The following is a 13,375-nucleotide window of genomic DNA, read 5'->3' as shown; positions in this document are numbered from 1 at the left end:
AAATCCCTCCCCCATAAAGTGCCGAACGGGTGGTGACGACCAACAGTGTCGCCACCACCTGCGCGGAAAATGCCTGTACTTTTACGGGGCAAGCGGCGTGATTTTACCGCTGACTTTTCCGAAGAGGGCAGCGATGTCTGTTCCCAACGTCGTAACCGCCAAAATGATGGCGACGGCGATGAGCGCGACCATGATGCCGTACTCGACGGCGGTGGCTCCACGCTCGTCGTTGGTGAGGCGATCTTTGGCGCCCAGGAACATGGTTTGGATGGTGGCATAGAGGTGCAACATGAGTTTTTCCCTTTGATTCGAGTGCTGATGAAACGAGATCCCCCGAGTTACTCGTGTGACTGGTGAGCCTCGATGAGAAAAGAGTAGCGCCTGCCCACGGCGCTGTCTACAGGCTTTTTTGCAACTCTTCTAAGGTTTTGTTCAGGTTCCTGTGAGTTGCTCAGGAACGAATCAAGATATGCGCTTAATCTGCTTCAGATTGGGGCTGCATTGCGCGGAATCATGCGAAAGTTGGAATCTCAAAAGCTTAGGGAAAAACTGCGTTGACCAGCGGTCCAGTCCAGTAGGTAGCTATCAGTGCGCCGAGGAGCATTGGAGGCCCGAAGGGAATGGTTGAGCTCCGAGTGGCCATCCGTACGAGGATCAGGATGAGCCCGGCCACGCCTCCTATGAGAAACGCGCTGAAGAGCCCGACGACCCATGCGTTCCATCCAAGAAAACCGAGGAAAACCCCTAGAACGGCGGCAAGTTTGACGTCTCCCATCCCAAGCCCGGCCGGACTGATAAGTGCCATAATTAGGTACAGGATGAACATGGCAGCGCCTCCCAGAATGGCCCTAAGGAGGGCACCCCAGGCGTCGGTTCCCGCTGCCGCGAAAGTGAGTAAGCCGATAGCCACCGCCAGCGACGGAAGAACAAAACGATTGGGTAACAGTTTATTTTTTAGGTCGATAAATCCTAAAGCAACGGCCATTGCCGACATATAGGCATATGCTGGCAGCTCCCAGCCGATGCCGAACCGGCGCAGCGTCAGCACGGCCACCAGCGCTGCGACGACGCCAGCGGACACGAGGACTTTGTTGCTCATGGGTTTCATGAGACGCGCGGAAGTATGGCGACGATATAGACCACCAAATTACCGTCGTCGTACAACGGGCGGGCGGAACAGTGCATAGCGGTCATCATCCCATCTAATGTCAGTCGGTGGGCTCGCTAAGCCATGAAGAGCGGCAGCATAGCTGGCCCCGCGACGCATATAGCCACCATGATGGCCAATGCGCGTGCCAGCGCTATACGGCGGGCGCGAATCCCGGCCAAGCTGGTGAGATTGAGTGGCGATCGTGGCGCAGTCTCGAACAGGAAAGCTTCCCTGTCTTGTGTGGTTCCACCCGCTTCGTCGCTACTGCGTAGTTGATACTTTGCGAGAGTTCGAGCGCCCTGCAGGTGGGCGAGGACGGCTTCCCTTGGGTTGATTTCGAGGTAGGAGTGTTGGGTCCAGGTCACTCTGGCGCGATTAAGCTCAAAACTGAGCGGTAGGTCGGAACCATCCTGCTGGATTGCGAGAACCACTTTCGGGCCCAAGGGGATGATGCCCATAGATGCAAGATCATCGAGATCCGGGGCGTAGATCTCCGACACGTGCGACCAATGAAAAGCAGCAACGACGTTTGGGCGAACGCCCTTGCCGAGGAGCATAGCGCGGCTCTCGTCAAAGTACACCGTGAAGAGCCGGGGAAGACCCGCGTTTTTCGAGTGCTTGAATGCCGCAGGCCTTACACGCCGCAGGGCGTCCAAGAATTCTTTGCTGCGCCTGCCTTGCATCACCGTGTGCTTGCTCAGCTCTTCGGCTGATTCGAAGAAGGCTGTCGCTGGAAGGTCGATAATGGCAACAAGTCCGAGATAAATCAACCAGGCCATACACACTTCAAGCAGAACGAGGGTTAGGGCGCCAACCCACGCGGAGAACGGTGGACCAGTGAACAGCGTTTCGAGCAACGGTCGTGCTGCCCAAATGGACAGTGTGACTGCGGCAAAGGGGAGGAGCACCGACAGGAATTTCTTAAGCCGCACTATGCGGTCATCTGTGTCTGTCCTCGAAAGCCGATGGCCGAAAGCGGCTCCTGCTGTCGCGGGGTTCGTGGCGCTCGTGACAGCGAAACGGGATGTGCCGTCGTCGTTCATCCAACCTGATCTGGTTTCAGGGGTCGTCTTGCTCGGAGAAATGGCTCTTTCGAGTTTAGACAATTCCGCGCGGAGCTCTTCCTCGGTAAGATCCGCTGGTGATATTCCGAACTCGGACAACCGCCCCTCGCTGAGCATGCTCACAATCTTTTCGGTGTCAGGTGACTTCGTAAGTATGAACTGGGCGAATTTGACCGTCATACAATGGCAGGCAACTTTCGCGTCGGCATATGCATCAAGTCCTGAATATCCCATGCTCGCCGTGACGTGGGCAGAGGTTTTGCTCAACTGCAGTGACGCGAAGGAGGCGGCAATGTCGAATACCGCGAAGACTGAGTCGGAGCCATACCTTGAGGCGCCCTCGTTCGTGAGCGATTCGCCTCGTGCCAGATTCAGGACGCTTTTGACCTGGCCCATGCAGTGTTCGAACATCGAATTGCGATGGGACGTCAGAATGTCGCGGAAGGTTAGCATGTCGAGTAGATGGGCTTCAGCAGTTGCATGGCCCCAGGGGGAATTGCAAGTGCCGATAAGGAACTGAGCCGCACCACTCCCACACGGGCCAACGACAAAGCCGCGGTGAGTCGCTAGGCTGTCGGGCCGCAACAGGTCCGACTCGAGCGCCCTTAGGGTTCCAAGTCTGAATACTTGGAGGACATTCAACGAGCTTTCGAGTTGCGCAGAATTCTTCTCGTCAGTATTGACATAGCCTTCCCAGCGGGATGCGGGCCATTCTCGTCGGGAAACTGCTGCTTCGTGCTGCCGGCGCAGCTGATCTTCCCGGGACAAGGTGGCAATTCGTTCAATGATTGCTTCTTTTTCAGCCTGTTCAGGGCTGTCCATATCGTTCTACTTTCAAGGGGCAACACTTTGAGATGCCGCGTTCCCACCGGGAGCAGGCATAGGGGAGCAATCAGAGGGACTTGTTTGCGCCCATGAGGAAAAGCTTGTTGCCGGATGCGACGACGTTCGTAGCCAGAGGACAACGGCGCTAACCGATTCTCTGCTCAAGGCGGCTTTTAGCTTTCACATTGACGGTGAGACCTTTGGCAGCAAAAGATCGAGAAGGGCCCGCCTGGCGTCAGGCGGACCCTTCCCAAACCTGCCTAGAGTCGCAGGAGGTAATGCCTCAAATTAGTGCGGCCAGTTGCCGACCATGGTCGTGCTGGTGTCGGAGTGAGGCCAGTTGCCGACCTTGGTGATGCTTACAGTGGTCGAATCTGTATCGGACACCTTTTTGGCAGCCATTGCAGGAGCAGCGAAACCCCCGCCAACCAGAACGCCGGCCAACATTACAGATGCAATCAGCTTTTTCATGTAAATATCCCCATTTTCTACGGTGCTCAACCCAGTGATGAACAAACTAAGTATATGGAGGAATGCGCCAAATGGAATAGTTTCCACAGATTATTTTGTCGCCTTTGGAACAGCTTGTTGGCACACCTTGTGGATAATAGTGACATGTCCAACCCAATGAACGCGGCGACGTATGTGCTTGACGAGCTTAGGGCGCGTGAAGCCTGGACCAAGCGAAACTACGACCTGGCGTTCGAGAGCGCGAAAAATGCCGCCGAGACTGCACTTGAAACAGGAGACTCAGCCGCATGGTGGAACCTGACATATTTGCAGGCGGAGTGTCTTCGTGAGAAGTACGCCTACGATGAATGCGTAGTTTTGGCACAACACCTGCTCGAGCATCCGCTTGCCTCACAGTTCCAGCTCCTCGCGGTTCGGGCTTCGACAATGTTGGCCGTTGCGCTTCAAGGACTGGATAGACTTCCCGAGGCTCGGGAAGCGGCAGCTGGGGCCGTCGAGAATGCGGCTGCTGATGATCAGGCAGGTGGCTTAAAGGTGGAAGCGCAACATGCGTATATCGCTTCACTCGCAGAAAGTGGTGAACTGGACGAAGCATGGCTCCAGTGTCTTGAGCTAGATACCGCAGTAACCAACCAAGTGGATGATCAGACATGTGGAAAAGCCTATTGGGTGATCGGGAACGTGGCGTTTCTGCGGCAGCAAGTTTCTGAAGGATTGCGCTACCATTCTTTGGCAGCCAAGAAACTCTCGCCAACTAATGACGTCGACCTTTGGGCTAAGTTCAATAAGGCCTCGGCGGCGATGAGATTGAGCGCCGACATCCTTGAGCCCGAGACTTTGGAGTGCATAGAGCGCGCAGAACTTGCCGCGGAGATTGTAGGGGCGAGCACGTCAGAACTGTTGCAACTTTCTGCCACTAGAGCTCACTGGCTCTACTCGACGGGAGACGTTACAGCAGCCATCGAACTACTTCGTCCGATATGTGAGCAGCGGAGCTTGTTATACGCTCAAACAGCAGGTGATGCCTTACTACTGCTCGGCAAATCGCTGCTGGCACAGGGGGACCAGATGGAGGCGCTGTCTTACCTGAATATGGCTGCTGACCAGTTCACTAGCGCCGGCGCTCAAGAGAAAGCGGCGCTCACTCTCGCACTCATCGAGGGACTTCCAAGGAAGGATGTGCCGTGATCGGCCAGGGTGCTGAGGCGGGGTTGAACTTCTCACAGGTTTACCAGTGACGGAAGTAGTGGCTCGGAATCAGTGTAATGTGTGTCACACTGGCCTCGGAGGTGCATATGCGTTTATCATGAGGGCTACCGAGAGAAGGAACGTCACGGGTCTCAGCTTCGCTGGCGGGTCTTCTTATTGAGGAAACAACGACGGATTTTCTGCCGTTGCATTGGGTTGTGGGGGAACAATGCTGGATTTGCCCGTTATATCGGACCGGAGAAGCTTCACTAAGGTGCCAGAGCCGATTGCGCTTAGGGAGACTGCTGTACCGGACATTCGGTCCCGTACCGACGGTGTGATCCGTCTCCAACTTCCTCCTGGGATCCATATCAGTGAAGCTATAGCGCGTAAAACCATTGATCGCCTCCTCGAAATGAGCCGTCAACAACCCGTTCCGGTGCTCCTGCAATTAACGGGTGTCGGTTCTGTGAGCCGTGGAGCCAGGCGAGTCTACACCGCCACGGAATCTGCATCTGCTTTTGCATTGCTAGGGGAGACGCCCGTTGATCGGGTTATTGCCAGCTTCTTTCTGGGTGGGGAGGCTCCTAACTGCCCGACCAAGTTCTTTACGTCCGAGTCGGAAGCACTGACCTGGCTGGAGGGCTATGTCCGAGCAGAAGAAGTCAACTGATCACAGACTTGACTCACTGGTTGAAGGCATCGTCCGTCTTTCCTCCGGGGATCTGAAAACCCGAATTGATCCTTCCAAAGATCGTGACGAGATCGATGCTGTAATTACGGGCTTCAATCTCCTCGCAGCAGAACTTGAAATAGCCCAGCAGGAACTTGAAGAACGGGTCGAAAGCCGCACGGCAATGCTCCATGAGGCGCACGTAGCCATGGAGAGAATGGCCATGACTGATGCTCTAACCGGTCTGGCGAACCGAGTTGCATTCATGCGTGCCTTGGAAGACACCCTGGATGAAGCCGACGAGGGAGCGGCGCCTCCTGCCTTACTCCTGCTGGATTTGGATTCATTCAAGGCCGTTAATGACAGTCTGGGGCATGCCGCTGGCGATCATGTCTTAGCGACAGTGGCTGACCGGCTGCGGCGGGCGGTTCGAGAGACGGATATGGTTGCCCGTCTGGGCGGAGACGAGTTTGCCTTGCTGATTCGTCAATCCACCCCTGCCCATGCCCAACGGGTAGCAAGTGGAGTACTCAACGCACTGAATGAGCCGATCGAACTTGCCGAAATGCAGGTCTTCCCCCGAGCGAGCATAGGTCTTCACGTAGCGAGGGCGGGCGCCACAGCAGAAAACCTGCTGCTCGAGGCCGACACGGCTATGTACGAGGCCAAGGCGAGCGGCCGAAGCAACGTCAGAATATTTGAACCGATCATGCTTCACGCACGCCAGATGCGTAACACGCTCACGTCGGAGTTGCGCGCGGCCATAGCCGAGGATCAGTTGGTTCTCCACTATCAACCGGTTATTCACCTGGCTTCAGGACGAATCCAGGGGGTGGAGGCACTCGTCCGTTGGAATCATCCGACCCGTGGTCTTGTCATGCCGGACGAGTTCATCCCACTCGCCGAGGACAGCGGGATCATCGTCGACCTTGGCCGCTGGGTCCTCATGACAGCTGCGAGACAAATGCGGGCATGGCAGAACCAGCTGGATCTGGCCAAGGACATCAAGATCGGAATCAACCTCTCGGCGGTTGAACTGCGGAGGATCGACTTGGTGGAAGACGTTCGAAACGCTCTGCGTACGACCGGGCTGAACCCTGCGAATCTGGTTCTCGAAATAACAGAGACCGCGCTTGTCACCAGAAACGAAGTTGATCGCTATGCTCTTACAGGCATAAAGAAACTCGGTGTTGGGATTGAAATCGACGACTTTGGCACTGGGTATTCCTCAATCAGTTACCTCCGGGAGCTGCCGGTGAACATGGTCAAAATCGATCGTTCCTTGATGGGCGACGTTGCCACCTGCCCAAAGCAGCAAGAGTTCGTTGCGGCGATTCTCCACCTCGTTCGAGCATGTGAATTGGAAGCGATTTTCGAAGGTATCGAAACTTGGGAACAGGCTGAACAGTTGAAACGGCTCGGCTGCTCTTCAGGCCAGGGATACTACTTCAGTCGGCCTATGCCCGAGTCCGAGATGACGGCATTATTGGCCAGAACCGCTCGCAACGGTGGCAGTTCGGAGAATATATCTCTTGCTAGTTGGATGGCGGATGAAGCGGTGAAATTCGACTCTTCTTTGACCTCCGCGGAATGAACCAATCCGCGTCAGTTTGCCCCGGAGGCCTCCGCCGGGCTACGATTTATTGTCGTTGTGCGTGTCCTGTCTCGATACGCTGCGCTCCGTGGAGGTTCAGTTGCAGAACCGCTAATTCACAGGGGTCAGTCGAGGCCCGAGGGATCGCCGGTTACATTTCAGTCCTCACCTGGAGTTCCGGTACCGCATAAGTAACCGGCGTTGCATAGGAACACATGCTCCGCCATCGAAGAACACTCAAACGAAGGCAAACACCGTGCGTACGTACACCCCGAAGCCAGGCGACATCAACCGCCAGTGGCACGTCATTGACGCCACCGACGTTGTCCTAGGCCGTCTTGCCAGCCAGACCGCAACACTGCTGCGCGGAAAGCACAAGCCGACCTTTGCCCCCCATATGGACATGGGCGATTTCGTCATCATCATCAACGCTGAGAAGGTCGCCCTCACCGGCGCCAAGCTCGAACAGAAGCGTGCCTACCGCCACTCCGGTTACCCGGGTGGTCTCTCCTCCATGAACTACGCGGAACTGCTCGAGAAGAACCCGGTCCGCGCCGTGGAGAAGGCCATCATTGGCATGCTGCCCAAGAACAAGCTGGCTGCCCAGCAGGTATCCAAGCTGAAGGTCTACGCCGGTGCCGAGCACCCGCATGCGGCCCAGCAGCCCAAGACGTTCGAAATTAACCAGGTCGCCCAGTAGTCCTGGCCACCAACACAAACTTTTAACTAAGGAGAATCGTGGCTCAGAACACTGAAGAGCAGACGACGACGGAAACCACTTCCGAGGAAGTACCCACCAGCTACACGTCCGAGAGCGCACCGGAGTCGACCGAGTCGGCCGCGGCACGTGAGCGTCCGGCCCTGACCGTTCCCGGTGGAGCAGTTGGCCGCCGCAAGGAAGCCATCGCCCGCGTGCGCCTGATTCCCGGAACCGGTACCTGGAAGGTCAACGGCCGCGAACTGGCTGACTACTTCCCGAACAAGCTGCACCAGCAGGAAGTCAACGACCCGTTCCGCATCCTCGAGCTCGAGGGCGCCTACGACGTCATCGCGCGCATCAACGGTGGTGGCCCATCCGGCCAGGCTGGCGCGTTGCGTCTGGGTGTAGCTCGTTCCTTGAACGAGATCGACCGCGAAAACAACCGTCCGGCGCTGAAGAAGGCCGGCTTCCTGGCCCGCGACGCCCGTATCATCGAGCGCAAGAAGGCTGGTCTGAAGAAGGCCCGCAAGGCTCCGCAGTACTCGAAGCGCTAAAGTCCCGCCCGCCGGGATCAGCGCGAGTATTACAGCAAAGCCCGTCTGGATCCGCTACGCCGGTTCCGGACGGGCTTTGTTTGTATCCGGAACGTGACCAGATCCGACGGGGTCGTGAAATAAGATTGGGTTCAATGTCTAGATTGTTTGGGACCGATGGGGTTCGAGGATTAGCTAACGGTTTGCTCACGGCAGAGCTGGCGCTGGAGCTGGCTCAGGCCGCTGCAGCGGTGCTTGGCCATGACAAGATTTCTGATGGACGTCGTCCGACGGCGGTCATCGCCCGGGACCCCCGGGCCAGCGGAGAGTTCATCGCCGCCGCCGTCGAGGCGGGCCTGGCCAGTGCCGGCGTGGATGTTTTCGACGCCGGTGTGCTCCCCACTCCCGCGGCGGCATATTTGATTGCGGACCTGAACGCTGACTTCGGTGTGATGATTTCGGCTTCGCATAATCCCGCGCCGGACAACGGCATCAAGTTCTTTGCCCGTGGCGGCCAGAAACTGGGCGACGACGCCGAAGACGCCATCGAGGCGCAGCTCAGCAAGGATAAGCTGCGGCCACTGGCCGGCGATGTTGGCCGAATCTCGCGCTTTGCCGACGCCGAGGACCGCTACATCGTCCACCTGCTTTCCACGATGCCGTCCCGCCTCGACGGGCTGAAGATCGTCATTGATTGCGCGAACGGCGCCGCCAGCGGTTGTTCCCCGCAGGTGTTCAAGGATGCCGGCGCAGACGTGATCGTCATCGGCGCCGAACCGGACGGCCTCAATATCAACGACGGCGTCGGCTCGACCCATATGGACCAGCTGAAGAAAGCCGTCGTCGGACATGGCGCCGATATGGGCGTTGCCCATGATGGCGACGCCGACCGCTGTCTCGCGATTGACCATGAGGGCAACGAGGTCGACGGCGACCAGATCATGGCGATCCTGGCAATGGCACTGCATGCCGCCGGCGGGCTCAAAGACAACGTCCTGGTGGCCACCGTAATGAGCAACCTTGGACTGAAGCTGGCGATGTCAGCCGCGGGAATCCGCGTCGAGGAAACCGCCGTCGGAGACCGCTACGTGCTCGAGGCTATGCGCAAGGGCGGCTACAGTCTCGGCGGCGAACAGTCCGGCCACCTGATCTTCAACGAGTACGCCACCACTGGCGACGGCGTCCTGACCGGACTTCAGCTTGCGGCGCAGGTCGCTGCCACGGGCAAAACTCTGGCCGAGCTCGCCGCGCAAATGACGAAGTTGCCCCAGGTGCTGATCAACGTCAGCGATGTCGACAAGTCCAAGGTCAAGCTGCACGATGGACTGCAGAGCGCCGTCCTCGCCGCCGAGGAGCAGCTGGGGGCCACCGGACGCGTGCTGCTGCGGCCTTCGGGTACTGAACCCCTCGTTCGTGTCATGGTGGAGGCCGCGGACCTGTCCACGGCCGAAAAGGTTGCCAATAACCTGGCGGGGGCAGTCCAGACGCACCTTGCGCTGACCTAAAGACTCGTGTTCAAAAGCATGGCTAATTAGCGCGGCACTCTGATGGTGGCGCGGTTGACGGTGATACTTCCGTTGAGGGAGATGAGCCGGCCGGTCAGGTCGGTCTGGCGGTCGATGGCGGCGGCGTTGGTCGCGAGGAAGTTTCCGCTGGTGACGCTGTCGCGTATCAGGTTGATGGTGCCAGTGGCCCTCCAAAAAATGTTGTGGGCCGAGGCGCCGTTGACGAGCTTGATATGGCTGTCACGCGCAGCGGTGATGGTGGTCCCGGTAAAGATGAAGACTGCGTCGGCGTTTCCCTGTCCGTCGAGGGTGAGTGTGCCGTTGATGATGAAGTCGCCGGTGCTGCTGCCGTAGATCCCAGGGGCGATGGTGCCGGTCAGGGTCGGTTTCAGGGTCCGGGTGGACTGCCTCGCGTCGACGGCGGCGTAGAGGGCGGCGGCGTCGGTTTTAGCGTTTCGCGCGACCTGGTTGTTGCGGTCAACGCCTCCGGAAATCTGCCAGAAATTGAAACCGGTGATGGTTGTCCCGGGACTCGTCCCGGCGCTGCCGTCGATAAAGGTGGTAGGTCCGTCGTTAGTGATACTGGCCGCGGCGAACAGTGCGTAAGGCGTGAGCCTGCCCAGCAACAGCGGCGGGGCGGCCGCAACGCTCCAACTGTTCTTTACATTCGAAGTCCGGGCGGTAAAGGCTGCTGTTGTCGCCCCACGGGGAAGAGCCGTGAGACCGGCCGCCACTGATGCAATGGCCAGGGCCAGAATCGTGCGGCGGCCAGCATCGGCTGGCTGACCTTCGGCGGGGGAGTGCTCCGGACTGCCAGGGTCATCTCCCGGGTTCTCGTCGTCGTGGCCGGACCGTTTCAAGGGGCCGAGCCCAAATGCTGCTGCCGCTATGGCCAGCAGGGTCACTACGGACCAGACTGCCAGCGGCGGATAGTTGGCGGAACCGATCCACAGCGACGGCAAGCCGATAAAGGGAATGAGGAGTCTGGCCTGGGCAGTGATCCGTTCCCTGGTAATGGGGGTGCTGTCGACTTCAGGGTTGGCGTCACCGGCGGTGACGTAGGTGCCGTCCTCATTATCGTGGACGATCCGGTGCAGAATGGTCGTGAATCCCGAACCGTCTGATTGCGGCCTTTGGAACTCTACGACCCCTCCCACAGGGACTGGTGACTCATCGGGAAGTTCGGTGGACAACACCACATCGCCGGGTCGAATCTTCGGCTCCATCGAACCACTTTGTACTACTGAGCCCTGCCATCCTAAGATCATCGGCACTGTTGCGATCACAGTCAGGGCAAGGACGAAGATCAGGTAAACCTGCGCGGCAGCAGTCAGCAGAAACCAGACCCAGCCGTCTTTCGAGAAAAATTGACGTGGGCCCGTTTCCCTATTCTGCGCCGGCACTGTCATCAGGATGCCGTGCGTGGGCCACAGCGCAGGGCTACGGTGTGGCGGTGCTGTCGCCGACCTGCAGCTCCCAGACCAGGTCGACGCTGACGCGGGCGCCCTGCAGGGCGTCGATCTGCTGCTGGCTCATCCCGGTCGTATCGAACGTCCAGGTCCCGCGGTAGGTTTTCGACTCACCCGGTGTTCCCTCGGTGACCCACGCGGCGCCGCCGCTAGCGTAGTTGTTGTTCACCTGCGCCAGGGTCGACAGCGGCAACGGTCCCGGCGCGTCCGGGCGGGCTTCGGGAACGAAGCCTTCACAGTTGGCGAAGCTTCCACCTTCACCGATTTCGACCTCGAATTCGATGTGGTCCTCCAAGCCCTGCGGCGAATCGGCCAGGTTCGCCACATAGGCGCGTACTTCGCCGGCGACGGTCGAATTGGAGGTGACCTCCAAGCAGCGCTGACCGGTGTCGCCGGGGACCATGTTCTCGACTGTGAAGCCAGCGACGCCGTTATCGTCGTCCGTTAGTACTACCTGGCCGGTGCTCCATGCATTGCCGGCGTTGCGGGTGGTGGCCGTGAAAGCAGCCTGCGAACCCTGCCACACCATCGCCCCGGCAAGCAGGACTGCAATCGGACCGGCGCTGAATGCTGTGATTTTTCGGATACGGGCGGAAGGAGTATTCATGGTGGGACCTCATTGAATTATGTGCGGGTGAAAGAGGTGCTGCGCCGGGAAGAAAACCTGACCGCCCCAGACAGCTGTACATGGCCAGATTTCCCGCGCCCCGGTGATACGTATGTTACTAAAGTGACTGCTTATATACCTAATTCAGTATTCTAGGCAAATTTTGTGACGAATATTACCCGCGGGTAACCGCCATCCCCGACACGACATCTGAGCCGATCCAGTGCCTCTACCTCGCTACCCGTCTTTGTTTCCTTTTCGTGGGCTGGATGAGCAGTTCCTGTTGCCGACCTGTTCCCCGGCGCTGCATAACGTTTGAGATATCAGCACCGCACTCTTTCAAATGTCACAGGAGCATCCCATGAATAGCACTGCCACCGTAATCAGATCCGCTTCCCGCCGTCGTCGTCTTCTCCTTGCGTTAGCAGGTCTTCTCGCAGCCACGGCACTGACCATCGGCTCGGGTGCGGATTTCGTGTCCTCCAGCGTCAACACTTCCAACGCCTACACCTCGGGAACGCTCACCCAGAGCAATTCAAAGGCCAACGCCGCGATCTTCAACCTGAGCAACGTGAAGCCGGGTGACACTGTCAACGGCACCGTCACCATTACCAATACTGGCTCGCTGGCTTCCACCTTCACGCTGAAGGAAACGGCCACCAATGGCTTCACCAACAAGGCCAACCTCAAGCTCACCGTTACGCAGGAAGGCGTTACCGCTCCCATCTGGACCGGCACCTTCGGTGAGCTGGCGTCCGTGAACCTCGGCACGTTTGCTGCCGGTGAAGCCCGTACCTTCACCTTCAGTACCAACTTGGCCCAGTCGGCAGGTAACGATGAGCAGGGCAAGACCGCCACCGCCGTGTACACCTGGGATGCCGTCCAGACCGCAGCCACCACCACCAATCAGTAACATGCCCGCACCCACGACCTGACAGCGCAGAGCACGAAGCCAGTCCGGAAGGTATTTCCATGAGCAGCAGCGAAGCAGCCAGCCGCGGCGTACTACGCATCATCGGCAGGGTGGCCACCAATGTCGCCGTCGTGGCTGGCTTCGCTCTCGCCGCGCTGTTCCTGGTCCCGGGCCTGCTGGGATTCGAACGCTATGTCATTACCGGCGGCTCCATGTCCGGAACGTTCGAACGCGGTTCCTTGGTCTTCGAACAGACAGCGCCCGTCGCCGAACTGAAGGTGGGGGACATCATCACCTACATGCCGCCGCCGGAGTCGGGTATCAACGAACTGGTCACGCACCGCATTGTCTCCATCAAAGCCACAGAGCAGGGCCCGCAGTTTCGCACCCGAGGTGATGCCAATGCTGTCGTTGACCATTGGACGTTCATGCTCGAGGGGCCAACTCAAGCCCGTTTTGAAGTAGCGGTGCCCTATGTTGGATGGGCGCTGATCGCCCTTGCCGATGACGACCTGCGCATGATCATTATTGGCGTCCCGGCCGCAGTGATCGGGCTCATGAGCATTCTTGAGGTGGTCCGCGTGCTGCGTGAACCCAAAGTCGACGGCCAGCCGCTACCGGTAGCTGAAATGGGTGCCAAAACGTCCATTTGACCGCCACTGGGAAAAGCAGGGCGAGTGCCC

At 58.5% G+C, this 13,375-nt stretch carries 14 protein-coding genes; 8 read left to right on the top strand and 6 right to left on the bottom strand.

What is annotated here, in order from left to right:
• Positions 1-81: 81 nt before the first annotated feature.
• From ACX80B_RS08580 to ACX80B_RS08565, 4 genes are all read right to left on the bottom strand, one after another.
• On the bottom strand, positions 82-291 hold the full coding sequence (locus tag ACX80B_RS08580) for a Flp family type IVb pilin (protein WP_459295103.1): 210 nt from the start codon (positions 289-291) through the stop codon (positions 82-84).
• Positions 292-538: 247 nt separating this feature from the next.
• Positions 539-1,099 (bottom strand): prepilin peptidase, encoded by a 561-nt coding sequence (locus ACX80B_RS08575; protein WP_459295101.1) that lies wholly within the window; start codon positions 1,097-1,099, stop codon positions 539-541.
• 125 nt (positions 1,100-1,224) lie between these two features.
• Positions 1,225-3,036 carry a hypothetical protein gene (locus ACX80B_RS08570; RefSeq protein WP_459295099.1) on the bottom strand — a complete coding sequence of 604 codons (1,812 nt, stop codon included), beginning with the start codon at positions 3,034-3,036 and terminating at the stop codon, positions 1,225-1,227.
• 291 nt (positions 3,037-3,327) lie between these two features.
• Complete coding sequence (locus ACX80B_RS08565) at positions 3,328-3,597, bottom strand: hypothetical protein (RefSeq protein WP_459295097.1); 270 nt, start codon at positions 3,595-3,597, stop codon at positions 3,328-3,330.
• Between the two features lie 57 nt (positions 3,598-3,654).
• Here ACX80B_RS08565 and ACX80B_RS08560 point away from each other — a divergent pair, with 57 nt between their 5' ends.
• The 6 genes from ACX80B_RS08560 (at position 3,655) to glmM (ending at position 9,703) form a co-directional block, all read left to right on the top strand.
• On the top strand, positions 3,655-4,698 hold the full coding sequence (locus ACX80B_RS08560; RefSeq protein ID WP_459295095.1) for a hypothetical protein: 1,044 nt from the start codon (positions 3,655-3,657) through the stop codon (positions 4,696-4,698).
• Positions 4,699-4,972: 274 nt separating this feature from the next.
• Complete coding sequence (locus ACX80B_RS08555) at positions 4,973-5,371, top strand: DUF7793 family protein (protein WP_459295093.1); 399 nt, start codon at positions 4,973-4,975, stop codon at positions 5,369-5,371.
• Complete coding sequence (locus ACX80B_RS08550) at positions 5,346-6,965, top strand: putative bifunctional diguanylate cyclase/phosphodiesterase (protein WP_459295091.1); 1,620 nt, start codon at positions 5,346-5,348, stop codon at positions 6,963-6,965. Before ACX80B_RS08555 ends, ACX80B_RS08550 begins: the two co-directional genes overlap by 26 nt.
• 256 nt (positions 6,966-7,221) lie before the next feature.
• Positions 7,222-7,665, top strand: coding sequence for a 50S ribosomal protein L13 (rplM, locus tag ACX80B_RS08545; RefSeq protein WP_459295089.1), 444 nt, complete (start codon positions 7,222-7,224; stop codon positions 7,663-7,665).
• Between the two features lie 38 nt (positions 7,666-7,703).
• Positions 7,704-8,219 (top strand): 30S ribosomal protein S9, encoded by a 516-nt coding sequence (gene rpsI, locus ACX80B_RS08540; RefSeq protein ID WP_459295087.1) that lies wholly within the window; start codon positions 7,704-7,706, stop codon positions 8,217-8,219.
• A gap of 134 nt (positions 8,220-8,353) precedes the next feature.
• Entirely contained in the window at positions 8,354-9,703 is a 1,350-nt protein-coding gene (glmM, locus tag ACX80B_RS08535) for a phosphoglucosamine mutase (RefSeq protein ID WP_459295085.1), read from the top strand.
• 26 nt (positions 9,704-9,729) lie between these two features.
• Here the strand turns inward: glmM and ACX80B_RS08530 are convergent, their stop codons facing one another.
• Complete coding sequence (locus ACX80B_RS08530; protein WP_459295083.1) at positions 9,730-11,112, bottom strand: signal peptidase I; 1,383 nt, start codon at positions 11,110-11,112, stop codon at positions 9,730-9,732.
• A 31-nt stretch (positions 11,113-11,143) separates the two neighbouring features.
• The gene (locus ACX80B_RS08525; protein ID WP_459295081.1) at positions 11,144-11,779 is read right to left on the bottom strand and encodes a hypothetical protein; all 636 of its coding nucleotides are present in this window, start codon (positions 11,777-11,779) and stop codon (positions 11,144-11,146) included.
• Between the two features lie 361 nt (positions 11,780-12,140).
• On the opposite strand from ACX80B_RS08525, the gene ACX80B_RS08520 reads away from it, so the two are divergent.
• Positions 12,141-12,692 carry a TasA family protein gene (locus ACX80B_RS08520; RefSeq protein WP_459295079.1) on the top strand — a complete coding sequence of 184 codons (552 nt, stop codon included), beginning with the start codon at positions 12,141-12,143 and terminating at the stop codon, positions 12,690-12,692.
• A gap of 59 nt (positions 12,693-12,751) precedes the next feature.
• Positions 12,752-13,345: a signal peptidase I gene (locus ACX80B_RS08515; RefSeq protein WP_459295077.1), complete on the top strand. Its 594-nt coding sequence runs from the start codon at positions 12,752-12,754 to the stop codon at positions 13,343-13,345.
• Positions 13,346-13,375: the final 30 nt, after the last annotated feature.

It is taken from the genome of Arthrobacter monumenti, assembly GCF_054511255.1.
Note: the sequence above shows the minus strand (reverse complement) of the source record. Positions and strands in the feature narration are given on the sequence as shown.

Excerpts from the sequence above, each read along its gene's own strand:
- ACX80B_RS08570 (WP_459295099.1), bottom strand. The coding sequence starts at position 3,036 with ATGGACAGCCCTGAACAGGCTGAAAAAGAAGCAATCATTGAACGAATT.
- ACX80B_RS08560 (WP_459295095.1), top strand. The coding sequence starts at position 3,655 with ATGTCCAACCCAATGAACGCGGCGACGTATGTGCTTGACGAGCTTAGG.
- ACX80B_RS08550 (WP_459295091.1), top strand. The coding sequence starts at position 5,346 with ATGTCCGAGCAGAAGAAGTCAACTGATCACAGACTTGACTCACTGGTT.
- glmM (WP_459295085.1), top strand. The coding sequence starts at position 8,354 with ATGTCTAGATTGTTTGGGACCGATGGGGTTCGAGGATTAGCTAACGGT.
- ACX80B_RS08525 (WP_459295081.1), bottom strand. The coding sequence starts at position 11,779 with ATGAATACTCCTTCCGCCCGTATCCGAAAAATCACAGCATTCAGCGCC.
- ACX80B_RS08580 (WP_459295103.1), bottom strand. The coding sequence starts at position 291 with ATGTTGCACCTCTATGCCACCATCCAAACCATGTTCCTGGGCGCCAAA.
- ACX80B_RS08515 (WP_459295077.1), top strand. The coding sequence starts at position 12,752 with ATGAGCAGCAGCGAAGCAGCCAGCCGCGGCGTACTACGCATCATCGGC.
- ACX80B_RS08575 (WP_459295101.1), bottom strand. The coding sequence starts at position 1,099 with ATGAGCAACAAAGTCCTCGTGTCCGCTGGCGTCGTCGCAGCGCTGGTG.
- ACX80B_RS08530 (WP_459295083.1), bottom strand. The coding sequence starts at position 11,112 with ATGACAGTGCCGGCGCAGAATAGGGAAACGGGCCCACGTCAATTTTTC.
- ACX80B_RS08520 (WP_459295079.1), top strand. The coding sequence starts at position 12,141 with ATGAATAGCACTGCCACCGTAATCAGATCCGCTTCCCGCCGTCGTCGT.